The following is a 24,645-nucleotide window of genomic DNA, read 5'->3' as shown; positions in this document are numbered from 1 at the left end:
AAAGCTTGAGGGAATTTCACATCCCTCAGGCTTTTTATGTAATACTTCACATAAAACTTCAGTAACTACCCCTCTTTAAGTATGACTTCTTTCAGCAGACAGCTCTTGATTAGCACGATACCATAGCCATAAATCGTTAATCACAGAAGCTGTATCAGCAATTTCACTGTTTAACCGGCAACATACGGAAAAGTTTTCCTCATGATTCAGAGCATGCTGTTTTTGATTAATGATCTGCTCCAACTCTTTAATACGATCTGGAATACTACCTCGTATTTGTTCCCATTGCAGTAAGATGTCTTGTTGTATGTTGTTATCTAATTGTGACCACTCTGTTTCAACATGTGGAATGAGAATTCCAAGTCGTTTATCTTTCTTGAAATATGTATACACTTTCGGTCTCCTCCCGCTCCTTGTATTGTTCTTTATATTGTATAGCAAATACCTGTAAATCTCGAATGAAATCTAGAAAAGGAAAAATAATAGTTGCGTGAGTTTTGTAAAGCTGTTAAAGTATATTTATGAATATAAATTAAATTTATTGAATAAATATACTTAAATAGAGGGGGATATATATGACAAAGCAAAAGGTTGTTTTAGCATATTCAGGAGGATTGGATACATCGGTGGCTATTAAATGGTTACAGCAGCAAGGGTATGATGTTGTTGCGGTAGGGCTTGATGTAGGTGAAGGAAAAGATGTTGAATTTATTAAACAAAAAGCGTTGCAAGTAGGTGCGATTGAATCGTATTCAATTGACGCAAAACAAGAATTTGCAGAGCAATATGTATTACCGGTTTTGCAAAGTCATGCACTGTATGAAGGTAAATATCCACTTGTATCAGCGTTATCACGTCCATTAATTTCAAAGAAACTTGTTGAGATTGCTGAAAAAACAGGGGCTTCTGTTGTTGCGCACGGCTGTACGGGAAAAGGCAATGACCAAGTCCGCTTTGAAGTTTCATTTAAAGCATTAAACCCTGATTTACAGGTTATTGCACCTGTACGTGAATGGAGCTGGTCCCGTGAAGAAGAAATTGCTTACGCGATGAAGCACAACATTCCTATTCCAATTGATTTAGATAACCCATATTCAATTGATGCGAATTTATGGGGAAGAGCATGTGAATGTGGGGTGCTGGAAGACCCTTGGGCTGCGCCGCCAGAAGGTGCTTATGATTTAACAACACCAATTGAAGCAACACCTGATATGGCTGATATCGTTGAAATTGCTTTTGTAGAAGGTGTTCCAGTTTCCTTAAATGGAAAAGTATATCCGCTGCATGAGCTGATTTTAGAGCTGAATACTCTTGCTGGAAAGCACGGTATTGGCCGTATTGACCATGTAGAGAATCGCCTTGTTGGAATTAAATCTCGTGAGGTGTATGAATGTCCAGCTGCAGTGACGCTTATCAAAGCGCATAAAGAGCTAGAAGATTTAACCCTAACAAAAGATGTTGCTCACTTTAAGCCGATTATTGCGCATAAATTGACGGAGCTCATTTACAATGGATTATGGTTCTCTCCTTTAAAAACAGCACTACTAGCGTTTTTGCAAGAAACGCAAAAGCAAGTTACAGGAGAAGTGCGCGTGAAGTTATTTAAGGGGCATGCCATCATAGAAGGAAGAAAATCGCCTCATTCTCTTTATAATGAAAAGCTTGCGACATACACACAGGAAGATCAGTTCAATCATGGTGCAGCTGTTGGATTTATTGAATTATTCGGTTTGCCGACAAAGGTATACAGTGAAGTGAACGGCAGAGAAAAGGTGAACGTATGAAGCTGTGGGGAGGTCGTTTTACGGCAGAGGCAGAAGGGTGGGTAGAGGAGTTTGGTGCCTCTATCGCCTTTGATCAAAAGCTAGTCATAGAGGATTTGGAAGGAAGTCTTGCCCATGTCACGATGCTTGGACATTGCGGTATTTTAGAGGAGCAAGATGTGAACGTAATTAAAAAAGGGCTGTACACATTGCTTGAAAAAGCCAAAAAAGAAGAGCTGGTATTTACTGTTGCGAATGAAGATATCCATTTAAACCTTGAGAAAATGCTAATTGATGAAATCGGAGAAGTGGGCGGTAAGCTGCATACGGCACGTAGCCGCAACGATCAAGTTGCGACAGATATGCACTTATATCTTCGCAAAGAAGTAAAGAACATTATTGAAAAGGTTAAAGGATTGCAAGAGGCATTAGTGATACAGGCAGAGCAGCATGTGGAAACGGTTATGCCAGGCTATACACATCTGCAACGCGCGCAGCCTGTTTCCTTCGCGCATCATTTACTTGCATACTATTGGATGCTACAAAGAGATATAGAGCGTTACGAAGATGCACTAAAGCGCATTAATATCTCGCCTTTAGGAGCAGGTGCGCTTGCCGGCACTACGTTTCCAATTGATCGTGCCTATACGGCATCTCTACTTCAATTTGACGGCATGTATGAAAACAGCATGGATGCGGTGAGCGATCGCGATTTTATTTTGGAATTTTTAAGTCATTCTTCTATCCTTATGATGCATCTGTCACGTTTTTGTGAGGAATTGATTTTATGGAGCAGTCAAGAGTTTCAATTTATTGAAATGAGTGATGCGTATGCGACGGGAAGCAGCATTATGCCGCAAAAAAAGAATCCGGATATGGCCGAACTCATTCGTGGTAAAACAGGACGTGTGTATGGCAACTTATTTGGTTTATTGACGGTTATGAAAGGTCTGCCACTTGCTTATAACAAAGATTTGCAAGAAGATAAGGAAGGTATGTTTGATACGGTGAAAACCATTGGTACAAGTCTCCTCGTGATGACGGGTATGATTGAAACCATGAAGGTCAATCGAGATAAAATGGGAAAAGCTGTACAACAGGATTTTTCAAACGCAACGGAAATTGCCGATTATTTAGCTGCTAAAGGTTTGCCGTTTCGACAAGCACATGAAGTTGTTGGGCGCCTTGTGTTGCAATGTATTCGGCAAGGAATTTATTTATTGGATTTGCCGCTGACCGCGTATAAGAAGGCTTGTCCATTATTTGAGGAGGACTTATACGAAGTACTGTCGCCACAAGCAGCGGTACGCCGCCGTAACAGCGCGGGCGGAACTGGATTTGATCAGGTATATGCGGCTTTGGATAAGGCAAAGCAAAAATTATATAGTTGTCAATAAGAAAGCTGCCGGGAAACCGGCAGCTTTTCAAAGTTTACCTTGCTCTTCTTCGCCTCGTACCACTAATACATCGCAAGTAGCGTAACGAATAATGTGTTCAGAAACGCTACCGATTAAAAAGCGTTCAACTGCATTTAAACCAGTTGCTCCGCACACAATAAGGTCAACATTGTGCTTAGGTGCAACATCTTTAGAAATTTTCGATTTAGGGTTCCCGAATTCCAGCACCGCTTCTACTTGCAGTCCTTCGTCTAAGGCAGTTTTTTTATAACCTTCTAGTAAATCCTCTGCAAAGGAATTGGCACGCTCTGCAATCACGTTGCTATAAGCCTCCACAGCGGAATAGGCCTTAATGTCTACAATATGTGTAATTGTGAGTTTAGCTTGATTGCGCTTTGCAACATGTATGGCTTTTTTAAAGGCTTTTTCAGCTTCTTTCGAGCCGTCCACTGCTACGAGAATATTTCGGTAAGCTGTCATAATAAAACCCCTCCTACATGCAAAGTAACTTTCTATACCCTTATTATATATAAAATCAATATACTTTAATCGAGTCGAATGTTACAAAATTCAGACAGATAAAAAGATGTCTTGCTTGTAATTTTGCTTATAAATTGTTACATATGTGATAGAAGGGTTTCAAAGGAGGAATCGTATGAGACACGCATTGATTACCGCTGGCTCAAAAGGTCTCGGTAAAAGGGTGATGGAGGAGTTTTTGCGAAAAGACTATACTGTCACAGTCACGTATCGAAGTGACGATGAAGCGATGGCAAAGTTACGTGATACCTATGAAAATGAGTATACACAATTTATTCAAGCTGATGTAACCAAAAAAGAAGATTTATACCGTATTGTTGATGAAACAATGAAAAAATTCGGTAGAATTGATTGCTTAATCAATAATGCAGGACCCTATATATTTGAGCGCAAAAAAATGGCTGAATATACAGAAGAAGAATGGGAAACGCTTATTAATGGTAACTTAAGTGCTGTATTTTATTTGTTAAAACGTGTTATTCCTATTATGCGTGAACAGCGATTTGGACGTATTGTAAATTATGGATTTCAGGGAGCTGACAGTGCTGCAGGATGGATTTATCGTTCTGCATTTGCCGCTGCCAAAGTAGGATTGGTTTCTTTAACAAAAACGATTGCTTATGAAGAAGCCGAATATGGTATTACGTCTAATATGGTATGTCCAGGAGATATTGCTGGTGGTATGAAAGAAGCGTCAATTGTAGCGGCTCGTATACAATCTGATTTTCGGACGCCAATCGGTCGATCTGGTACAGGAGAAGATATTGCACGTGCTGTATTGTTTTTCTGTGATGAAAATGCAGACATGATTACAGGTACGTGCCTAGAAGTCACAGGGGGCATGGATGTTATTCACCGTCACCGCTAATAGAGAAAAATACCTCAAAGCGTGTTATTGTATGTATCGGCGTGTTACAATATAGTACAGACAGGATATTCTTATAATACAGCTTGTGTTTTCAGTTTCGTATACGAGGAGGAATTACATTGCGTATTGGAGTACCGAAGGAAATTAAAAATAATGAAAACCGCGTCGCTATGACGCCGGCTGGCGTTGTACATTTGGTGCGAAGCGGCCACGAAGTATATATTGAAAAAGGTGCGGGTATCGGTTCTGGATTTCCAGACGAGCAGTATGTAGAAGCAGGGGCATCAATTGTAGATACAGCTGCCGAAGCGTGGTCTATGGAAATGGTGATGAAAGTGAAAGAGCCAATTCCAAGCGAATACGGTTATTTTCGTGAAGGTCTGATTTTGTTTACATACTTGCATTTAGCACCAGAACCGGCGCTAACAAAAGCATTAATTGATAATAAAGTAGTAGGTATTGCTTACGAGACGGTTCAGCTTCCAAATCAATCGTTGCCTCTATTAACGCCAATGAGCGAGGTGGCAGGTCGTATGTCAGCACAAATTGGTGCACAATTTTTGGAAAAGCCTGAGGGTGGTAAAGGAATCTTATTGGGCGGTGTGCCAGGTGTAAAACGTGGTAAGGTGACCATTATCGGCGGCGGTGTTGCAGGCACAAATGCCGCTAAGGTGGCAGTCGGATTGGGCGCAGATGTTACTATTATTGATTTAAATCCAGATCGTTTACGTCAACTAGATGATATTTTTGGTCATCAGGTCACTACGTTAATTTCTAATCCGTATAATATTGCAGAAGCTGTAAAAGAATCTGATCTTGTAATAGGTGCTGTCTTAATTCCAGGAGCAAAAGCGCCTAAGCTTGTTACAAAAGAAATGATTCAGTCCATGGAGCCGGGTTCTGTTGTGGTCGACATCGCAATTGACCAGGGAGGTATTTTTGAAACAACAGATCGCATCACAACACATGATGAGCCTACCTATGTAAAAGAAGGTGTGGTGCATTATGCCGTTGCGAATATGCCGGGAGCCGTACCACGTACATCAACCATTGCTTTGACGAATGTGACGGTACCTTACGCTGTACAGATTGCAAACAAAGGCTATAAGCAGGCCTGCTTAGACAATTCTGCATTATTGAAAGGCATTAATACATTGAACGGCTATGTTACATACGAAGCCGTTGCACAAGCGCATGGCTTCGAGTATGCGGATGCGGTATCTGCTTTGACTTTGGTACAATAATAAATACAAAGAGGGTGTTTCGGAATATACGAAACACCCTCTTGTTGTATAGACGAAGTAAGATTATTTTATTATTTGCAGTTCTTTCGGGTACTTCGTTAAAATTTCTACCCCATCAGCCGTGACATAAATATCATCTTCAATGCGCACGCCCCCCACATTTGGTACATATATACCTGGCTCAATAGTAAACACCATACCGGTACGAAGCGGTGATGGATTTGCATCTGTTAAAGACGGATATTCATGAACGCTAATGCCGAGACCATGTCCAAGTCGATGTGGGAAATAAGCACCATAGCCGGCATTTTCAATATAAGAACGAGCTGCTCGGTCTACTGTATCAATGGCAGCGCCTGGCTTACTTACTTCGATTGCTTTTAGCTGTGCCGTTAACACGGTGTCATAAATGTTTCGCTGTTCTTCAGAAATATCTCCAAAAGCGACAGTGCGTGTAATGTCAGAGCAATAGCCATCGATTACTACACCTAAATCAAATAATACAAAATCACCGCGTTTAATTTGGTTTGTACCTGGCTCTCCATGTGGAAGTGCCGAGTTGGCACCAGCAAGAACCATTGTGTCAAACGACATCTTGCTGATGCCTTTTTTCTTGAGTTCATATTCAATTGTTCCTAGGATTTCCATTTCAGACTTACCTTCCGTAATTTGACTGACGCCAAGCTCAACAGCCCAGTCAGCCATATATGCAGCTTGTCGTAAAATGGCTAATTCCTTTTCATCTTTAATCAGGCGGAGTTCATGAAGCTTAGCTTCCGCTGCAACGAAAGCTGCACCCGAAAATAATGCTAACAATTCTTCGTAGCGCTCCACGTTTAAATGTTCCTTCTCAACCGCAATTGTTTTTACTGAAATATCACGTTTTTGAATGGCTTGCCCGATAAATGCCCAAGGGTTATCTGTGTCACTAAAGCCAATAATCTCATGCGGCCAGCCTGCGCTTCTTGCTTGTCCCTCTTCCATTTTTGGACAAATTAAAATCGGTTCTTTTTCTTGAAATACAAATACACCGAGTAAACGCTCATGCGGTTCACAATGAAAACCTGTTAAGTAAAATACGTTGGAAGTGGATGTAATAAACGCCGCCTCAATATCTTGCTCTTGTAACCAACTCATCAAATTATGTAAACGATGTTCCATTTCTGTCGCCTCCATTTGCTTTTCTTTAACTTTACCTGTTTACCGGTTTTATGACAAGCAAGGAGATGAGATTGTATGATTGGCACAGTGTTACTGTTTTGTGTATCATGAACATGAGCGGTTATAACATTTGCCCGAAGGTGAGGAGAAGTTGATGAAAGTTTCGTATCATGGTCATTCAGTAGTGAAAATTGAAGTGAAGGACAAAGTCATTTTAATTGATCCATTTTTAACGGGAAACCCTACAACTGATTTGCGTGCTGCAGATGTGAAAGTAGATGTAATCTTATTGACACACGGCCATAATGACCATGTAGGAGATACAGTTGCGCTCGCAAAGGAAAATAATGCACTAGTTGTGGCACCATTTGAACTAGCAACATTTTTGGGTTGGAAGGGTGTCAAAGTACATCCGATGCATATCGGAGGAGCGCATACGTTTGACTTTGGTACAGTTAAATTAACACAAGCGTTTCATGGCTCTTCGTATACAGATGAAGAAACAAAGACCATTACATATACAGGTATGCCGGCTGGTATTTTAGTCACTGCAGAAGGAAAAACAGTATATCATGCAGGGGATACAGCATTGTTTTCTGATATGAAGCTGATTAGCTCTCATCATGAAATTGATGTGGCGTTTTTACCAATAGGAGATAACTTTACGATGGGGCCGGATGATGCGGCACTTGCGGCGGAGTGGTTACAAGCAAAAGTGACAGTGCCGATGCATTACAATACATTTCCGGTCATCGAACAAGATCCCCATGCGTTTGTGCAACGTTTACCGAAAGATAAAGGGCGTGTACTTACAGTCGGAGAAGCCATTGAATTATAAGAGAGAAAAGGCAGCGAAATTCGCTGCCTTTTTGTAACATAGCTGTGTTATTTTTGCTTGTATATGTGAAGAGGTGTAGACAAGAAATCCTATGCTGAATAAAACCATTGTCCAATATCAAGTACGTGGTTGCTTGGTCGCATAAGAGTAGATGACATACAAACCAAGCACACAGGAAAACAGTATAAGATTCGTTTGTATACAGATAAGTAGTAAGCTAAAGAAGCATAGGAATATAACAGGTTGTGGCTTCAACGGGAGTCCTCCTAACGTTTTAATTCCGTTATATTCTACTTTTATCATACTGTTTCCTTTAGGAAAGAGGATGTTGTTATTAAAAAAATAATACAGTTTCACGAGTTTGCAGTGTAACAGTTTGGGAATTATAGTATACTGGCAATACACACAATAATGCGGAAAGAAAGATTGGTGAAGCTACTTGGCTACGAAACATAATCAAATATTAGAACATATCAACAGCTTGCCGGTAGGACACAAGATTTCGGTCCGGCAAATCGCAAAGGATTTGAATGTCAGCGAGGGAACTGCCTACAGAGCGATTAAAGATGCGGAAAATAAAGGCTATGTAAGTACGATTGAACGTGTGGGTACCATTCGCATTGAAAAGAAAAAGAAAGAAAACATTGAAAAGCTCACCTATGCAGAAGTTGTCAACATTGTTGACGGTCAGGTGCTTGGTGGAAGAGAGGGTTTACATAAAACGCTGAACAAATTTGTTATCGGTGCCATGAAGCTCGAAGCTATGATGCGGTATACAGGAGCAGGAAATCTACTGATTATTGGGAATCGTACACAGGCGCATCAATTGGCACTTGAAGCCGGTGCGGCAGTTTTAATCACAGGTGGCTTTGATACAGAAGAACATGTAAAGCGCCTTGCAGACGAATTGAAGTTGCCGATTATTTCAAGTAGCTATGATACATTTACAGTGGCAACATTAATCAATCGTGCCATTTATGATCAACTCATAAAAAAAGAAATTGTACTAGTAGAGGACATTTTAACGCCCCTTGAAGAAACGATTTTTCTAAAGCCGCAGGATACAGTCGAGCAGTGGCATCGTCATAATGAGCAAACGATGCATGGACGCTATCCGATTGTTGATGACAGCATGAAAGTAATTGGTATGATTACATCTAAAGATGTAATTGGGGTGCCGGTTCATACACTGATTGAAAAGGTAATGACTAAAAGTCCGATTACAGTCAGTGGAAAAATTTCTGTGGCATCTGCGGCGCGTATGATGGTTTGGGAAGGAATTGAATTGTTGCCGGTTGTTGATGAGGGCAATCGTTTACAAGGTATTATCAGCAGGCAGGATGTATTGCAAGCACTTCAGATGATTCAACGCCAGCCACAGGTTGGAGAAACGATTGAAGATATTGTAACCAATCAATTCATAAATACAAAAGAAGCAAAAACTGAAAATGTATATCGTTTCTCTGTAACACCGCAAATGACAAACTCAATCGGGACACTGTCATATGGTGTATTTACAACAATTGTTACCGAAGCAACAAACCGGATACTTCGTTCTTATAAAAAAGGAGATCTGATTGTTGAAAACTTAACCATCTACTTTGTTAAACCCATTCAAATTGATACAGTGATTGAAGTTACACCGAATGTCATGGAGATTGGTCGCAAATTTGGAAAGGTTGATGTCGAGGTATATCAAGAGGGTGATGTGGTTGGTAAAGCATTGTTAATGGTACAGCTTATTGATCGTTAATGCCATATGAAAAGAGGATAGGACAAAAGGTTTTCAACCAAAGAAAAATCCGAACTATTAGTCGGAATTCTTCACACAGAACTCGATTTAGTTCGGATTTTTCCTTTATTAGTATCAGTTATTCCCTATTCTCTCGTCTTTAAAGTTACTTCAGTTATGTCCCAGCCTCTTTGTGTTTTCTTATTTCAACTCTTCAGCTTCCTTAATAGCGAGCGGAAGAAAATGTTTATACTGACGAAATCCATTATAAGCAACTAATCCTCCGTATATAAGGAAAATTGCGCCTACAACACGGCTTGTGGTCGTGTCCCATACAAAAAACTGATTCACACCAAAGAATGCGACAAAGAGCCCTAGTGCAATTCCTGATTTTCCGGACAACCAACGTTTTTCCATTGGGCGCTGCGTTCGAAAATATCTTGTTTTGTAGAATAAATAAAGTACAAATGAAACGATGATTAAAAATACGAAAATAAGCATGCATAATCCCCCATTTGTGGTTAATGGAAAACAAATATTCTTCTTGAACGAGAAAGAAAATTGGATTACTTGCAGCATTAGTCCTTGCCTAAGGGAATGGGATATACAGCGAATACCTAACACGAACATCTTATAATCCCCAATGACAACAGCATAGCGCCCATTCTTCTCTCCAATCTAAAAACAGTTCTTCGTTCATTACTTCTTATTTTAGCGAAAATATTCTGATAGATGAAGTCTTTTCGTATATAATGATAGATATAAAAAGGAGGGAAGGAAATGAAAGAGCAAATTTTAGAAAAAATTAGACAGTATGACACCATTATCATTCATCGTCATGTTCGCCCAGATCCTGATGCACTTGGCTCGCAATGTGGTCTTGGTGTTATGCTTCAAGATTCGTTTCCAGATAAGCGTGTTTATATGGTCGGTGCGGATGAAGAAACACTATCTTATATGCGTGTGATGGATCAAATAGATGACCGTACATATGAAGAAGCACTTGTAATTGTATGTGATACGGCAAATCAAGAGCGTGTGTGCGATCAACGTTACAAAACAGGAGCTTATGTGATTAAAATTGATCATCATCCAAACGAAGATCCATACGGCGATATGCTGTGGGTGGAAACATCGGCAAGTTCTTGTAGTGAGATGATTTATGAGCTCTACCTTCATGGTAAAGAGTCAGGGCTTCGCATGGGCATAGAGGCAGCTCGTCTTATTTTTGCTGGTATTGTAGGAGATACGGGCCGATTTATTTATCCAAGCACATCAGCGAAAACGCTTCGTTATGCATCTGAGTTAACGGAGATGGGTGTTTCGTTTCCAACCCTGTATGAAGAAATGTATAGGACAAGCCCTCGTTTGGCTAAATTGAACGGATATATTTTACAAAATTTCGAGATGAACGAACAAGGTGCAGCCTTTGTCAAAATTACACGTGATGTATTACGAAAATTTGATGTAAAGCCTTCAGAAGCTTCAGGTGTAGTAAGTATATTAGGAAATATCGAAGGGTTAAAAGCGTGGGTATTGTTTTTGGAAGAGGAAGATTCCATTCGTGTACGCTTGCGTTCAAAAGGAATTGTAATTAATACGTTAGCTATGAAATACAATGGCGGTGGACATCCGCTAGCTTCCGGTGCGACAGTATATTCATGGGACGAAGCAGACCGTGTAGTAGCTGAACTCACAGCTCTTTGTGAAGGATACTAAAAATAAGGCGAGCTTGTGCATCAAGCTCGCCCTATTTTTAAAGAGATATTCAGTGTTGTATCAAAGTAAATCGTACGGACCTCAAAGCGATATAAAAATTCATCGCGTTTGTATATTTTATTTTCAATTGCTTTACATAACAGCTCTTTATGATCAGCAACCGTGGAAACGCTCTTGTTTAATAAATTTTGGAGTTCTCCCTTAATATCGGTTGTTAAGCTGTGAACAGCCAAGCTATCTAAACGCAGCTCATCATGATTGATAATTTCAATCTGTATATCTTGTACTGTTAGCGTTTTTCTTATTTCCTCATTGCTTCTTTGCTTATCTTCCATTAGATGGTGATATGCTTTTTCTAATTGATTAATTTCATTTTGCTGCATTAATAAAAGGCGCTGTTGCTTCTCTTGCAGTTCGCCGTACACAAATAAAAAAATCCCCCAGCTAATGATGCCACCGATTACCATACTCGCAAAAGCTACGCGCCATAAGGGGAAGCGATAGAGAGGTGGTATTCTCATACATGCTCATCCGTTAACCATTTAATGACCGTTAAGCCAGTTTGCATGCCACCTGCAGCAAATAAAATTAATAAACCTTGGCGAAATACATGTTGAATTTCACCTTGAAACAAGCCGCGTTCTAAGCTGTAAAAGGTATCAAAGGTACCACCAATAGCGGCTATCAGCGCCCAAATTCGCAATGTATCTGCAAAGCGTGCAATCATTGTCAAAGGAGGCTGCCCCATAAGAAATGAACCTAGCCCGCCAATCAAAGAACCACCCAGCATCACACCAAATGCAATAAAATAACTAGTAATTAGCAGTGATAAAAATGTTTGTTTAACCTCCATATTTGTCCTCCCTTACTTATGTAAGCGTGAATAGCATATGTAAATAACAAAGTGCACGCAAATCACCATGGTTTACTAGGCATATGCTTTTTCAGTAATGACCGCAATGATATGTTCGTTCTTCACTCCAGTCTAAAAGGATAGTATTTTTTTTGCTCTTGAAAGTTTGTTTTTGATTGGCAACATCGAGCTTTAGCACAGCCATCCTATTCATATATATGGCCAAGGGACAAGGAGTATGTTTTGATTTACCTGAAGTCGACTCTTATAATGAAAACAAAGAATAAAAAGTGAGGGCGTACGAGTGAATTTTGTACATTTACAGTGTCAAACCGTATACAGTTTATTAAAAAGTACATGCGCGATTGAACAGGTAGTAAAGCGTGCAAAAGAACTAGGTATGGAGGCGCTGGCCATTACAGATGAAAATGTCATGTACGGCGTTATTCCATTTTATCAAACTTGTAAGAAAGAGGGCATCAAGCCCATTATTGGCTTAACTGCTTCTGTTTTGGGGGAAGATACTTCATATCCACTGGTACTACTGGCAGAGAATGAAATCGGCTATCGAAATTTAATTAAAATTTCCAGCAGTATTATGACAAAAGCAAAAGCAGGTATTCCAAAACAGTGGTTGTCTCGCTATGCTGAAGGAATTATTGCGATTTCCCCAGGCCAACAAGGGGAGATTGAACAAAAACTATTAAATCGTCAAGAACAAGAAGCGCTTGAGACGATCCAGCAGTATAAATCTATGTTTTCATCTTTTTACCTGAGCATCCAAAATCATGATTTGATGCAGGAACAGTGGTTGCAAGCAAGATTATATCAATTGCATTTAGAAACCGGCGTTCCATTAGTGGCATTAAATGATGTACGTTATGTTCATAAATCAGAGGCTTCGTTACACGATTGTTTGCTTTGTATTGAGGAAGGTGTACTTGTTACGGATGAAAAGCGCACACGGATGGAGTCGGAAGAATATTGGTTAAAATCACCACAAGAAATGGAAAGGCTGTTTCGTGATGTTCCTGAAGCGCTTGTAAATACAACGGAAATTGCTGCAAAGTGTGAAGTGGAAATTGAACTTGGTGTGCAGCGTTTACCGAAGTTTCCTGTACCAGTCGCAGAAACAGCAGATCACTATTTACGCAGTCTGTGTGAACAGGCGTTGAAAACGCGCTGTCCCCATGCGGATGCACGTTATCATGAACGTTTGCATCATGAATTAGAAGTCATTGCACGCATGGGCTTTAGCGATTATTTCTTAATCGTATGGGATTTTATGCAATATGCCCATAAACAAAACATTTTGACGGGACCGGGACGAGGTTCTGCAGCAGGTTCTCTTGTCTCGTATGTGCTACAGATTACCGATATTGACCCCATTGCGTATGATCTGCTGTTTGAGCGTTTTTTAAATCCAGAGCGTATCACATTGCCGGACATTGATATTGACTTTCCAGATATTCGTCGAGATGAAATTATCCGCTACGTGGCAAATAAATACGGAGCACTCCATGTTGCTCAAATCGTTACGTTCGGGACATTGGCAGCTAAGGCGGCTGTACGTGATATTGCCAGAGCACACGGGCTGGATCCAAAAGAAATTGATCGATTTTCAAAAGCCATCCCATCAAAGCCAGGTACGAATTTGGAGTCGGCTTATCACCAATCCGAAAGATTACGAGAATACGTTCACAGTACACCTTTACATGAACGTATCTTTGAACTTGCCCGGCAGGCTGAGGGATTGCCACGTCATACATCTGTACACGCAGCAGGTGTGATTGTAAGTGATGAACCGTTAACTGAACATGTAGCTATTCAAGAAGGACATGAAGTGTATATTACGCAGTATCCAGCGGAAGCGCTTGAAGAAATCGGTATGCTGAAAATGGATTTTTTAGGGCTTCGTAACCTTACTGTGCTTGAGAATGTCATTCGCTACATAAAACGTACAGAAAAAAAGGATATTGATCTCCAGGAACTACCGCTTGATGATGAAAACACATTTCGTTTACTTGGAGAAGGAGACACGACAGGCGTATTTCAGCTTGAGTCACAAGGCATGCGAAATGTATTAAAGAACTTACAACCAAATACATTTGAAGACCTTGTAGCTGTCAATGCGTTGTACCGGCCAGGACCTATGGAGCAAATTCCAAATTTTATTGAAGCTAAGCACGGCCGGCATGAGATTCATTATATACATCCCCATTTAGAACCAATTTTAAAGCGAACATATGGCGTGATTGTATATCAGGAGCAGATTATGCAAATTGCTTCGCAAATTGCGGGATTTTCTCTCGGAGAAGCCGATTTATTGCGCCGTGCGGTCAGTAAAAAGAAACGTGATATTCTAGACGAAGAGCGTCGCCATTTTGTACATGGATGCTTACAAAATGGTTATGAGGAACAAGCAGCCAATGAAATGTATGATTTGATTGTCCGCTTTGCGGATTATGGATTCAATCGTAGCCATGCTGCCGCATATAGTATGATTTCTTACCAGCTTGCGTACTTAAAAGCTAACTATCCACTCGCTTTTATGGCAGCTCTATTGTCAAGTGCAATCGGTAATGAGGAAAAGCTGTCGCAGTATGTGAATGAAGCTAAGCGCAAAGGAATTACAATTTTATCCCCGTCCATTCAAAGCAGTGGGTATCGATTCGAACCAGAACAAGGGAGTATCAGATACAGTTTGCTTGCAATTCGAAATATAGGGGCTGCGACGGTCAAAGAAATAATAGAAGAGCGACAGAAAGGGGAATATAGAGATTTCTTTGATTTTTGTGTACGGCTACCGTCACGCGTTGTGGCACGCCGCAACTTGGAGACGCTCATTTATGCCGGGTGCTTTGATGAATTTGCATCTCGCAGTACCTTACTTGCGAGTTTGGATACAGCTCTTGAATACCGGGAACTTGTGAGACCTGCTGAAGAGAGTATATTTTTAGACGAAGAATTGATTCCGAAACCAATGTATAAAGAGGCGATAGAGCCTGATGTTATGGAAATGCTGCAGCGAGAAAAAGAGGTAATTGGTTTTTATGTATCCGCATCTCCTATTACGCCCTACAAGAAGTTAATCGAAGAGCTTGGTCTGCCTTCTCTGCAAAAAGCGTCAGAAGAGACAAAGAAATCTGTTCGCGTCATAGCGTTCATTACAAGAAGTAACATTATCCGAACAAAGAATCTTCAGAAGATGGCTTTTTTAACATTAGGTGATGAAACAGAAGTAGAAGCAGTGATGTTTCCAGACACGTATTTGATGTTTGGTCATCAAATTATGGAAAATCAATTAATGCTAATAGAGGGAACGTTTGGGGTGAGGAATGGTAAAAAGCAATGGGTAGTTACAGGGTTGTATAAATTAGATGAGCCTGATGCGTATGAACGACATAGGGAAAGTGTTGTGTATATTAAACTGCCATCTGAAGCTGATAAACGTATACAACAGGAAGTCATGACCAATGCTTATCACTATCCTGGCTATGCGAAAACTTTAATTTATTATGAAAAAGAACATAAAATGATACAATTATCACGTATGCTTTTTGTTCAACCAAGTGAAGAATGTTTACAAGCGCTTAAGAAAATCGCGGGTGAAAAAAATGTTGTTTGTAAATAATGATGGATTTTTTTTCGAATATCTCGTATAGTAAAAAGTAGCACTTGTGGTCAGACCACTAAAGAACAATCGAGGCAATAAAAGATATTGAGGAGAGTGGATGGTTTGTCAACACTTCGTGAAGAAGCACTTCACATGCATAGAGTGCATCAAGGAAAACTAGAAACAGTATCAAAAGTAAAAGTAGAAAACGCAAAAGATTTAAGTCTTGCGTACTCTCCTGGCGTAGCAGAGCCATGTAAAGCAATTTACGATGACAAAACAAAAGTATATGAATATACAATGAAGGGCAATATGGTAGCGGTAGTAACTGATGGCACAGCTGTGCTGGGTCTAGGGAACATCGGTCCAGAAGCATCACTGCCTGTTATGGAAGGAAAAGCTGTACTGTTTAAAAGCTTTGCAGGTGTAGACGCATTTCCGCTAGCACTAAATACAAACGATGTGGATAAAATTGTTGAAACCGTGAAGTTACTCGAGCCAACATTTGGCGGTGTGAATTTAGAAGATATCGCAGCACCAAATTGCTTTATCATTGAAGAGCGTTTGAAAAAAGAAACAAATATTCCAATCTTCCACGATGATCAGCACGGTACTGCAATCGTAACAGTAGCGGGTCTTGTAAATGCATTAAAACTTGTAGGCAAACAAATGAAGAATATTAAAGTTGTTGCAAACGGTGCGGGTGCAGCAGGAATTGCGATTATGAAACTTTTATACCACTATGGTGTACGCGACATTATTATGTGTGATACAAAGGGTGCTATCTATGAAGGACGTACGCAAGGCATGAACGCGGTAAAAGATGAGATAGCAAAATATACAAACCGTGATCGTCTGCAAGGTACGTTAGAAGATGTAATCAAAGGTGCGGATGTATTTATCGGTGTGTCTGTAGAAGGTGCGTTAACGCAGGAAATGATTCGTACAATGAACGAAAATGCAATCATTTTTGCTATGGCAAATCCAAATCCAGAAATTATGCCAGCAGAAGCGAAAGCGGCAGGGGCTGCGGTAGTTGGAACAGGACGTTCCGATTTCCCGAACCAAGTAAACAATGTATTGGCATTTCCTGGAATCTTCCGGGGTGCACTTGATACGCACGCAACACAAATTAACGAAGATATGAAAATCGCTGCTGTACAAGCTATCGCAGAGCTTGTCTCTGATGAAGAGTTGACAGCGGATTATATCATTCCAAGACCGTTCGATCCACGTGTTGCACCGCAAGTAGCCGCCTATGTTGCAAAAGCAGCAATGGAAACTGGAGTTGCAAGACGCAAAGTGGATCCACAAGAAGTGGCCCAAAAAACAAAAGACTTAGCCATGATTGGCAAATAAGTGAGGAATGTGTATTGACAGCGCAGTCTAAGGTGTATCTTGAGATTGTTCAACAAATTCGTATGATTATGAAGGAAGATGGATTGGCGGCTGGTGACCGCCTTCCTTCTGAAAGAGATCTAAGCGTTCGGTTGAATGTCGGCAGGTCATCTGTAAGAGAAGCACTTCGAGCTCTTGAACTTGTTGGACTCATTGAAACGCGGCGTGGCGAAGGAACATTTATTAGAAACTACGAGCACGGAATCGTTCAATTGATTGCGGGCTTTGTCTTGCAGGATGAAAAAACAAAGGGTGACCTGCTTCAAGTAAAGAGTTTAATTGAACGGGACGCTATTCGATTGTTGTGTACAAAAGAGAGTGTATGGAGCAATCCAGATTTCGAAAATGAGCATGCCTTTTGGAAGGATGTTTTTAAGCGTACGGATAATCATTTGTTATATCGAATTTGGTTTATTGTTAGTGAGTATGCAGCTGACCTAGAAAAGGAATCTACGCGTGAATTGTATACGCAATTGCAGGAAGCAATCGGAAAGCGCGACGAAGCGGAGGCATTGCGCTTACATGATGCTCTAAATTTGTCGAGACAATTGTGACACGTTATGACAAATATCGTATCACACTACGAGTAAAGTATAGATAAAAGTTAGCTTGACACGGGTTATTCCGATGCAGGCGGCGTTCCTAAAGGAGGGGGTTAATATGCTAAGAGATCTATTCTTAAAGAAAAAGAAATACGCGGCTGTTCCTTCAGAGCAAATGAGAAAAGACGTGCCAGACGGCGTGATGACAAAATGTCCAAGCTGTAAAAAAATTATGTATACAAAAGAGCTTTTAAAAAATTTAAAGGTTTGTATCAACTGTGGACATCACCATCAAATGAATGCGTATGAGCGTTTAGAAAGCTTGCTTGATGAAGGTACGTTTCGCGAATATGACAAAGAGATGATTTCAGTAAATCCTCTTCATTTTCCTGGTTACGAGGAAAAGCTAGAAGGCGACCGAAAGAAAACCAATTTAAATGAAGCTATTGTTACAGGTGAAGGTACCATTGACGATATGTTAGTTGTCGTAGCTGTTATGGATGCTCGTTTCCGTATGGGAAGTATGGGTTCTGTTGTAGGGGAAAAAATCGCAAGGGCAGTGGAAAAAGCGAGAGAGCTTCGTGTTCCTTTCATTATTTTTACTGCTTCAGGCGGAGCTCGCATGCAGGAAGGTATTTTGAGCTTAATGCAAATGGCGAAAACGAGCGTAGCATTAAAACAATATAGCGAAGAAGGCGGTCTTATTATCTCGGTTATGACACATCCAACCACTGGAGGGGTGTCAGCGAGCTTTGCTTCACTCGGTGATTATAATTTTGCAGAACCAGGTGCACTGATTGGCTTTGCTGGTCGCCGTGTAATCGAGCAAACTGTACGCGAAGAGCTACCGGAAGATTTTCAAACGGCAGAATTTTTATTGGATCATGGGCAGTTGGATGCAGTTATCAATCGTTTGGAAATGCGGGAGACATTGCGCAAAGTTGTGGAACTTCATCAAGGGGAGGAAACGACGATATGGCAGAGCTAGAGTTTGAAAAACCTATATCACAGCTACGGAACAAAATTCAGGAGTTAAAAGAATATACGAAAAACAGCAGTATGGACTTTAGCGGAGAAATTCGTATATTAGAAGCCAAACTTGAAAACTTGGAAAATGAGATTTACAGCAACATGGGCGTTTGGGATAGAGTCCAAATTGCTCGCCATCCGGAACGACCGACTACATTGGATTATATTGAACGACTGTTCACAGACTTCTTTGAGTGTCATGGTGACCGCTTGTATGGCGATGATGCGGCCATCGTTGGCGGTATCGCAAAGTATAAAGGGCTGCCAGTGACCGTTATTGGTCATCAGCGTGGTAAAGATACTAAAGAAAATATCCGCCGCAACTTTGGAATGCCTCATCCTGAGGGATACCGTAAAGCATTGCGTTTGATGAAGCAGGCAGAGAAATTTAAACGACCTATTATTTGTTTTATTGATACGAAAGGTGCGTATCCTGGTAAGGCTGGGGAAGAGCGTGGACAAAGTGAAGCAATTGCGCGTAATTTGTTCGAAATGGCGGGATTAACAGTACCTGTTGTTTGCATCGTTATCGGTGAAGGTGGTAGCGGGGGTGCGCTTGGTCTTGGGGTAGGAAATTACGTTTATATGCTTGAAAATTCGACGTATTCCGTTATTTCTCCAGAAGGAGCAGCCGCCATTTTGTGGAAGGATGCATCTAAGGCGAAGGAAGCGGCGGAAGCGATGGGGATAACCGCATCAGATTTAAAGCGATTGGATGTAATCGATGAAATTATTCCTGAAGTGCGTGGCGGTGCACATCGTGATATTTCGCAGCAAGCGTTGTATATTGATGAAGTGTTAACAAAAGCACTAGAAACATTATTGAAGATGAAGCCGAATCAACTCATTGAACAGCGCTATCATAAATATATGAAAATGGGTGAAAGTACCTTTTCTATACAGTCTACAGTATAACGTGCGTTCTCATGATCGCGCGTTTTTCATTGCTGCTTATTATAAAACGGTTTCATTTTTATAAATAGCCACATATTTTCCATTGTATTTTTCATTGTTTTCGTGTATTTTAACGATGTGGCATGAAGTCTTACCTGTTTGTTTAAGAAGAAGCAGAAGATAAATTGCATAAGTAGGAAATGTAGTGATAAAATATGATGAGGAAAAAGTGTCCTTTACATGAATTAGGCTATTAAAGTATTTTAATTTTGGAAAAACTGTAGGTAGTTCGTGAAAGGCAAATAATGTATTGAGGTGAGTGCGGATGAAACGGATAGGTGTGTTAACAAGCGGTGGCGATTCACCTGGAATGAATGCTGCTATTCGAGCTGTTGTTCGAAAGGCAATTTACCATGACTTGGAAGTATATGGAATTTATCATGGCTATTCTGGTTTAATTGCTGGTCAAATCGAGAAGTTAGAACTGGGTTCTGTAGGTGATATTATTCATCGTGGCGGTACGAAGCTTTATTCAGCAAGATGTCCTGAGTTTAAAACCTTAGAAGGTCAAATGAAAGGTATTGAACAGTTGAAAAAGTTTGGTATTGAAGGTCTTGTTGTAATTGGTGGAGACGGATCTTATCAAGGTGCGAAAAAACTCACAGAACATGGTTTTCCATGTGTAGGGGTGCCTGGTACAATTGACAACGATATTCCGGGAACAGATTTTACAATTGGTTTTGATACAGCGTTAAATACAGTAATCGATGCAATCGATAAAATTCGTGATACAGCTACTTCTCATGAGCGTACATATGTAATTGAAGTAATGGGGCGTCATGCTGGTGATATTGCTCTATGGGCAGGATTGGCAGGCGGTGCAGAAACAATTTTAGTACCGGAAGCGAATTATGATATGGAAGATGTTATTGCACGTTTAAAACGCGGTCATGAGCGCGGTAAAAAACATAGTATCATTATTGTAGCTGAAGGTGTAGGTAGTGCGGTAGATTTCAGTAAGAAACTTGAAGCTGCGACAGATTTAGAAACACGTGTAACAGTATTGGGACACGTACAGCGCGGTGGTTCTCCAAGTGCGACAGACCGTGTGTTAGCAAGCCGTTTAGGAGCAAGGGCTGTTGAACTGTTAATGGAAGGTAGAGGCGGACGTTGCGTGGGTATCCAAAACAATAAAATTGTTGACCATGATATCATTGAAGCGTTGGCACAAAAGCACACAATTGAGATGGATATGTACCAGCTATCTAAAGAGCTGTCTATTTAATACAGATATTGCAAGTAATTTGGGAACGTTTCCAATAAAGGCGGAGGTATGTTATGCGTAAAACAAAGATTGTATGTACGATAGGGCCTGCAAGTGAAAGCATTGAGAAGCTAACACAATTGATGGAAGCAGGCATGAACGTAGCACGTTTAAATTTCTCTCACGGTAGTCATGAAGAGCACGCGGCTCGTATTCAAAACATTCGTGAAGCAGCGAAGCAAGCAGGAAAAACAGTTGCAATTTTGCTTGACACAAAAGGTCCAGAAATTCGTACGCACGATTTTGAGAACGGACAAGCAGAATTAAAAACAGGTGCAGAGGTAACGATTTCAACAGAGCAGGTACTAGGAACAGCTGAGAAGTTCTCTGTTACTTACGCTGGTTTATATGATGATGTAGAAACAGGTTCACGTATTTTAATTGACGATGGTCTAATTGAATTAGAAGTATTAGAAAAAGCAAACGGTGAGATTCGCACAAAAGTGTTGAATAGCGGGATTGTAAAAAACAAAAAAGGTGTAAACGTACCAAACGTAAGCATCAAGTTGCCAGGTATTACAGAAAAAGATGTACAAGATATCGTATTCGGTATTGAACAGGGTGTAGACTTTATTGCGGCATCTTTCGTTCGTAAAGCGTCTGACGTACTTGAAATTCGTGAACTTTTGGCTGAACATAAAGCTTCGCACATTCAAATCATTCCAAAGATTGAAAACCAAGAAGGAATTGACAACATTGATGCAATTCTTGAGGTTTCTGACGGTTTAATGGTAGCGCGCGGGGATATGGGTGTTGAAATTCCACCTGAAGAAGTACCTCTTGTACAAAAACGTCTTATCAAAAAGTGCAATTTGCTTGGTAAACCGGTTATCACAGCAACACAAATGTTGGATTCCATGCAACGTAATCCACGTCCAACGCGTGCTGAAGCAAGTGATGTAGCAAATGCGATTTTTGATGGTACAGATGCTATTATGTTGTCTGGAGAAACAGCAGCTGGTTTGTATCCGGTTGAGTCTGTAAAAATGATGGCAACAATTGCTTCTCGTGTAGAACGTTCTTTACAATACCAAGATATTTTCCGCAAGCGCATGAAAGAGGCAAAAGCGTCTATTACAGATGCGATTAGTCAATCTGTTGCACATGCAGCGATGACGCTTGATGTGGCAGCAATTGTAGCGCCTACAGAGAGTGGATATACAGCAAAAATGATTTCTAAATATCGTCCAAAATCTCCAATTGTAGCAGTGACATCAGATGAGCATGTATGCCGCAAGCTTGCACTTGTATGGGGCGTGCAAGCATACTTGGCGAATGAGAAAGCAACGTCTACAGATGAGATGCTTGATACTGCAATTCATACAGGTATGGAAGCAGGCATTATCGGATTTGGTGATACGGTTGTCATTACAGCAGGTGTACCAATTGGCGAAACAGGTACAACAAACTTAATGAAAATTCATGTTGTGGGCGAGCAACTAGTGAAAGGTCAAGGTCTTGGGCGTAAATCTGCAAAGGGAAAAGCTGTTATCGCTAAAAATGCAGATGAGGCGCTTGCAAAAATGACAGAAGGCGATATTCTTGTTGCGACAAGCACTGATAAAGACATGATGCCAGCAATTGAAAAGGCAGCAGCTCTTGTAGTAGAAGAAGGCGGCTTAACAAGCCATGCTGCAGTTGTGGGAGTATCTATTGGTATTCCTGTAATGGTTGGCGTGCAAAATGCAACATCAATCTTAAAAGACGGTCAAGAAATTACAGTTGATGCTGCACGCGGTATCGTATATAACGGTCACGCAGTAGTATTATAATATAAAAGAGAAGGATACATATCCTTCTCTTTTTCATAGGGGGATGAAGATGAAGCTATTGGTCTTATTATTGATTCTAATACCGGCGACGGAAGTGTTCGTATTGTTGACATCAGTACAATGGATCGGAGCGATACCTACATTCGCCATTATGATTGTAACGGCGGTAATCGGAGCATTTTTAGCGAAACGACAAAGTACATCGTTATTGCAGGACATACGCACGCGTATGGAGCGCGGAGAACTACCAGGTGATGCTGTATTGGATGGTATTTGTATTTTAGTGGGTGGTATATTACTTATGACACCCGGATACGTAACCGACATAGCAGGAGTTATCTTGTTGCTTTCTGCAACGAGAGTGCCGGTTAAACAGCTTATTTTAAAGAAAATGGAAGCGCAAATAAGGCGTAAGCAAGTCTTTTAACAGGTTTTATTAGTGTGCACAGAAGGTGTAGAACAAAAAGAGGCTAGGACATAACTAAATCATGTAACTCTAAAATCGAAAGAATAGAGAATAAATAAAAAGTCCGAACTAAATGGAATTCTGAGTAGAGAATTCTGACTAATAGTTCGGACTTTTCTTTGGTCAAAAACCTTTTGTTTCAGCCTCTTTTTAATAGGAAGAAAGCATGAAATGTCTAGCTGTTGCTTAGTTCTAGAGGTCAATTGTTTGCGTATTCTTATTGCGTTTTCCCCTTTATGAATACCCACAAATCGTGAAACACACGTGCATCGTACAGTGTTTTTAATACGACCAGCACAACAGGACCAATAATAAGACCAAGCAGTCCGTATAGCTTAAAACCTACGAAAAGTGCAATTAAAGTAGGAAGTGGTTCAAGACCTATATTGGAAGAAAGTACTTTTGGTTCCATAAGTTGTCTTTGAATAATAACAACAACATACAAAATGAGCAAACCGATGGCAAAGGCGGTATCACCTGTAAACCATACATATAAAATCCATGGCACAAATACCGCGCCAGTACCTAGGTAGGGAAGTAGATCTACCATGCCGGTAATCAATGCGATGGTAATGGCGTAAGGGACGCGGAGCAGAAGCAAGCCAACTAATACAATAATAGTAGTCATAGAAATAAGGGTAAATTGAGCGCGAATAAACCCAAATAATGCTTTTCGTAAGTCTTCAAAAATAGTTTGTCCGTATCCTTGCAGTTTTCCGGGGAGGGCTCGTTCTAAACCATATGCCATCCTGTACCAATCGTTGCTGATAAAAAACGTAGCAAGTAAAATAAAAATGAGCACGGTAACAATGTTGGGAAGTGCACCTAAAAAGCTTGTTAGTCCGGTGATAATTCCTGTTAAAAGTAACTTTGCTTTATTTGTTAAATCAATTCCTAAGTTCTGGATGTTCTCTGTAATGGTTTGTTGTTGAGATTCACCAAGGCGGTTGAATCTCATGTTTAAATCATTGTACAGCGGCATAATATTGTGGACAAATACATCTTGGATGTACGCTGCAAGGCGAGGAAATTGTTCCGGAAGAATAGCTAACAAATAATTTAAAGCAGCGATAGTTTCGATGATAAGCAGTGTTACGATACCAACTAGAGCTCCAAAAATAAGCACAAGAGTCAGAAATACTGCTAGTGCGCGCGGAATGTGAGACTTTTTGTTTAAAAAGTTGACAATGGGATTAATGAGGTACGCGATGATGAATGCAATAATAAAGGGATAAATGAGCCCGGATGAGTAAAACAGTAGGTGAATAATGGCATATATTGCGCTCAAAACAAATAGCAGACGAAGTCCTGCGTATAACGTATTCTTGGTCAATAGCTCTCCTCCCTATATTTGTATTTACCATATATTGTACAGCCTAGAAAGAGGAAATGAAAGCATATTCCGCACTCTAAAGAAGGGTTTTTATGGACATAGAAAAGATTAACACTTTTTTATAGAGTTTTTAAATGGAGACTGGAGAATTGAGGA

At 40.4% G+C, this 24,645-nt stretch carries 22 protein-coding genes; 15 read left to right on the top strand and 7 right to left on the bottom strand.

What is annotated here, in order from left to right; all coding sequences use genetic code 11:
* Positions 1-75: 75 nt before the first annotated feature.
* Positions 76-393, bottom strand: coding sequence for a radical SAM protein (locus EEJ45_RS08185; RefSeq protein ID WP_124564325.1), 318 nt, complete (start codon positions 391-393; stop codon positions 76-78).
* 182 nt (positions 394-575) lie between these two features.
* On the opposite strand from EEJ45_RS08185, the gene EEJ45_RS08180 reads away from it, so the two are divergent.
* Together EEJ45_RS08180 and argH are read left to right on the top strand one after the other, a co-directional pair.
* Entirely contained in the window at positions 576-1,784 is a 1,209-nt protein-coding gene (locus EEJ45_RS08180; protein WP_124564324.1) for an argininosuccinate synthase, read from the top strand.
* Entirely contained in the window at positions 1,781-3,160 is a 1,380-nt protein-coding gene (gene argH / locus EEJ45_RS08175) for an argininosuccinate lyase (RefSeq protein WP_124564323.1), read from the top strand. The genes EEJ45_RS08180 and argH overlap by 4 nt, the downstream gene beginning before the upstream one ends.
* A 27-nt stretch (positions 3,161-3,187) precedes the next feature.
* Here argH and EEJ45_RS08170 read toward each other — a convergent pair whose 3' ends face one another.
* Entirely contained in the window at positions 3,188-3,640 is a 453-nt protein-coding gene (locus EEJ45_RS08170; protein ID WP_380018260.1) for a universal stress protein, read from the bottom strand.
* A 175-nt stretch (positions 3,641-3,815) separates the two neighbouring features.
* Between EEJ45_RS08170 and EEJ45_RS08165 the strand changes: the two genes are divergently transcribed.
* Positions 3,816-4,568 (top strand): SDR family oxidoreductase, encoded by a 753-nt coding sequence (locus EEJ45_RS08165; protein ID WP_124564321.1) that lies wholly within the window; start codon positions 3,816-3,818, stop codon positions 4,566-4,568.
* 119 nt (positions 4,569-4,687) lie between these two features.
* Positions 4,688-5,812 (top strand): alanine dehydrogenase, encoded by a 1,125-nt coding sequence (gene ald, locus EEJ45_RS08160; RefSeq protein ID WP_124564320.1) that lies wholly within the window; start codon positions 4,688-4,690, stop codon positions 5,810-5,812.
* Positions 5,813-5,875: 63 nt separating this feature from the next.
* On the opposite strand, the gene EEJ45_RS08155 is transcribed toward ald, so the two are convergent.
* A complete protein-coding gene (locus tag EEJ45_RS08155; RefSeq protein WP_124564319.1) occupies positions 5,876-6,973 on the bottom strand; it encodes a M24 family metallopeptidase in 1,098 nt (365 codons plus the stop codon).
* A 154-nt stretch (positions 6,974-7,127) separates the two neighbouring features.
* Between EEJ45_RS08155 and EEJ45_RS08150 the strand changes: the two genes are divergently transcribed.
* Positions 7,128-7,811, top strand: coding sequence for a metal-dependent hydrolase (locus EEJ45_RS08150; RefSeq protein ID WP_124564318.1), 684 nt, complete (start codon positions 7,128-7,130; stop codon positions 7,809-7,811).
* 439 nt (positions 7,812-8,250) lie between these two features.
* Entirely contained in the window at positions 8,251-9,564 is a 1,314-nt protein-coding gene (locus tag EEJ45_RS08145; protein ID WP_124564317.1) for a DRTGG domain-containing protein, read from the top strand.
* Positions 9,565-9,744: 180 nt separating this feature from the next.
* On the opposite strand, the gene EEJ45_RS08140 is transcribed toward EEJ45_RS08145, so the two are convergent.
* On the bottom strand, positions 9,745-10,044 hold the full coding sequence (locus EEJ45_RS08140) for a YtpI family protein (protein ID WP_124564316.1): 300 nt from the start codon (positions 10,042-10,044) through the stop codon (positions 9,745-9,747).
* Positions 10,045-10,323: 279 nt separating this feature from the next.
* On the opposite strand from EEJ45_RS08140, the gene EEJ45_RS08135 reads away from it, so the two are divergent.
* Entirely contained in the window at positions 10,324-11,262 is a 939-nt protein-coding gene (locus EEJ45_RS08135) for a DHH family phosphoesterase (protein ID WP_124564315.1), read from the top strand.
* Between the two features lie 20 nt (positions 11,263-11,282).
* Here EEJ45_RS08135 and ytrI read toward each other — a convergent pair whose 3' ends face one another.
* Entirely contained in the window at positions 11,283-11,783 is a 501-nt protein-coding gene (gene ytrI / locus EEJ45_RS08130) for a sporulation membrane protein YtrI (protein ID WP_124564314.1), read from the bottom strand.
* On the bottom strand, positions 11,780-12,115 hold the full coding sequence (gene ytrH / locus EEJ45_RS08125) for a sporulation membrane protein YtrH (protein ID WP_124564313.1): 336 nt from the start codon (positions 12,113-12,115) through the stop codon (positions 11,780-11,782). Before ytrH ends, ytrI begins: the two co-directional genes overlap by 4 nt.
* Before the next feature lie 304 nt (positions 12,116-12,419).
* Here ytrH and dnaE point away from each other — a divergent pair, with 304 nt between their 5' ends.
* The 8 genes from dnaE to EEJ45_RS08085 all read left to right on the top strand — a co-directional run bounded on the left by dnaE (position 12,420) and on the right by EEJ45_RS08085 (position 23,117).
* On the top strand, positions 12,420-15,749 hold the full coding sequence (gene dnaE, locus EEJ45_RS08120; protein WP_124564312.1) for a DNA polymerase III subunit alpha: 3,330 nt from the start codon (positions 12,420-12,422) through the stop codon (positions 15,747-15,749).
* A 105-nt stretch (positions 15,750-15,854) separates the two neighbouring features.
* Positions 15,855-17,090, top strand: coding sequence for an NADP-dependent malic enzyme (gene ystJ, locus EEJ45_RS08115; protein ID WP_124564311.1), 1,236 nt, complete (start codon positions 15,855-15,857; stop codon positions 17,088-17,090).
* 14 nt (positions 17,091-17,104) lie between these two features.
* Positions 17,105-17,683, top strand: coding sequence for a FadR/GntR family transcriptional regulator (locus tag EEJ45_RS08110; RefSeq protein ID WP_124564310.1), 579 nt, complete (start codon positions 17,105-17,107; stop codon positions 17,681-17,683).
* A gap of 106 nt (positions 17,684-17,789) precedes the next feature.
* Entirely contained in the window at positions 17,790-18,659 is an 870-nt protein-coding gene (accD, locus tag EEJ45_RS08105; RefSeq protein WP_124564309.1) for an acetyl-CoA carboxylase, carboxyltransferase subunit beta, read from the top strand.
* Entirely contained in the window at positions 18,647-19,615 is a 969-nt protein-coding gene (gene accA / locus EEJ45_RS08100) for an acetyl-CoA carboxylase carboxyl transferase subunit alpha (RefSeq protein ID WP_124564308.1), read from the top strand. The genes accD and accA overlap by 13 nt, the downstream gene beginning before the upstream one ends.
* A gap of 304 nt (positions 19,616-19,919) precedes the next feature.
* The gene (gene pfkA / locus EEJ45_RS08095) at positions 19,920-20,879 is read left to right on the top strand and encodes a 6-phosphofructokinase (RefSeq protein ID WP_124564307.1); all 960 of its coding nucleotides are present in this window, start codon (positions 19,920-19,922) and stop codon (positions 20,877-20,879) included.
* Between the two features lie 53 nt (positions 20,880-20,932).
* Positions 20,933-22,690, top strand: a complete 1,758-nt coding sequence (gene pyk / locus EEJ45_RS08090) for a pyruvate kinase (protein WP_124564306.1) — start codon at positions 20,933-20,935, stop codon at positions 22,688-22,690.
* 49 nt (positions 22,691-22,739) lie between these two features.
* Positions 22,740-23,117 carry an FxsA family protein gene (locus tag EEJ45_RS08085; protein ID WP_124564305.1) on the top strand — a complete coding sequence of 126 codons (378 nt, stop codon included), beginning with the start codon at positions 22,740-22,742 and terminating at the stop codon, positions 23,115-23,117.
* 256 nt (positions 23,118-23,373) lie between these two features.
* Here EEJ45_RS08085 and ytvI read toward each other — a convergent pair whose 3' ends face one another.
* Positions 23,374-24,489 carry a sporulation integral membrane protein YtvI gene (gene ytvI, locus EEJ45_RS08080; protein ID WP_124564304.1) on the bottom strand — a complete coding sequence of 372 codons (1,116 nt, stop codon included), beginning with the start codon at positions 24,487-24,489 and terminating at the stop codon, positions 23,374-23,376.
* Positions 24,490-24,645: the final 156 nt, after the last annotated feature.

The organism is Ectobacillus antri (assembly GCF_003852715.1).
In the GTDB taxonomy this organism is placed as follows: domain Bacteria; phylum Bacillota; class Bacilli; order Bacillales; family Bacillaceae_G; genus Ectobacillus; species Ectobacillus antri.
This window is presented reverse-complemented; position numbering and strand designations above follow the sequence as displayed.

What these genes read in the sequence shown, in the direction of transcription:
- EEJ45_RS08180 (WP_124564324.1), top strand. Translation starts at nt 576, where the DNA reads ATGACAAAGCAAAAGGTTGTTTTAGCATATTCAGGAGGATTGGATACA.
- argH (WP_124564323.1), top strand. Translation starts at nt 1,781, where the DNA reads ATGAAGCTGTGGGGAGGTCGTTTTACGGCAGAGGCAGAAGGGTGGGTA.
- EEJ45_RS08170 (WP_380018260.1), bottom strand. Translation starts at nt 3,640, where the DNA reads ATGACAGCTTACCGAAATATTCTCGTAGCAGTGGACGGCTCGAAAGAA.
- EEJ45_RS08165 (WP_124564321.1), top strand. Translation starts at nt 3,816, where the DNA reads ATGAGACACGCATTGATTACCGCTGGCTCAAAAGGTCTCGGTAAAAGG.
- EEJ45_RS08155 (WP_124564319.1), bottom strand. Translation starts at nt 6,973, where the DNA reads ATGGAACATCGTTTACATAATTTGATGAGTTGGTTACAAGAGCAAGAT.
- EEJ45_RS08150 (WP_124564318.1), top strand. Translation starts at nt 7,128, where the DNA reads ATGAAAGTTTCGTATCATGGTCATTCAGTAGTGAAAATTGAAGTGAAG.
- EEJ45_RS08140 (WP_124564316.1), bottom strand. Translation starts at nt 10,044, where the DNA reads ATGCTTATTTTCGTATTTTTAATCATCGTTTCATTTGTACTTTATTTA.
- EEJ45_RS08135 (WP_124564315.1), top strand. Translation starts at nt 10,324, where the DNA reads ATGAAAGAGCAAATTTTAGAAAAAATTAGACAGTATGACACCATTATC.
- ytrI (WP_124564314.1), bottom strand. Translation starts at nt 11,783, where the DNA reads ATGAGAATACCACCTCTCTATCGCTTCCCCTTATGGCGCGTAGCTTTT.
- ytrH (WP_124564313.1), bottom strand. Translation starts at nt 12,115, where the DNA reads ATGGAGGTTAAACAAACATTTTTATCACTGCTAATTACTAGTTATTTT.
- accD (WP_124564309.1), top strand. Translation starts at nt 17,790, where the DNA reads ATGCTAAGAGATCTATTCTTAAAGAAAAAGAAATACGCGGCTGTTCCT.
- accA (WP_124564308.1), top strand. Translation starts at nt 18,647, where the DNA reads ATGGCAGAGCTAGAGTTTGAAAAACCTATATCACAGCTACGGAACAAA.
- pfkA (WP_124564307.1), top strand. Translation starts at nt 19,920, where the DNA reads ATGAAACGGATAGGTGTGTTAACAAGCGGTGGCGATTCACCTGGAATG.
- pyk (WP_124564306.1), top strand. Translation starts at nt 20,933, where the DNA reads ATGCGTAAAACAAAGATTGTATGTACGATAGGGCCTGCAAGTGAAAGC.
- EEJ45_RS08085 (WP_124564305.1), top strand. Translation starts at nt 22,740, where the DNA reads ATGAAGCTATTGGTCTTATTATTGATTCTAATACCGGCGACGGAAGTG.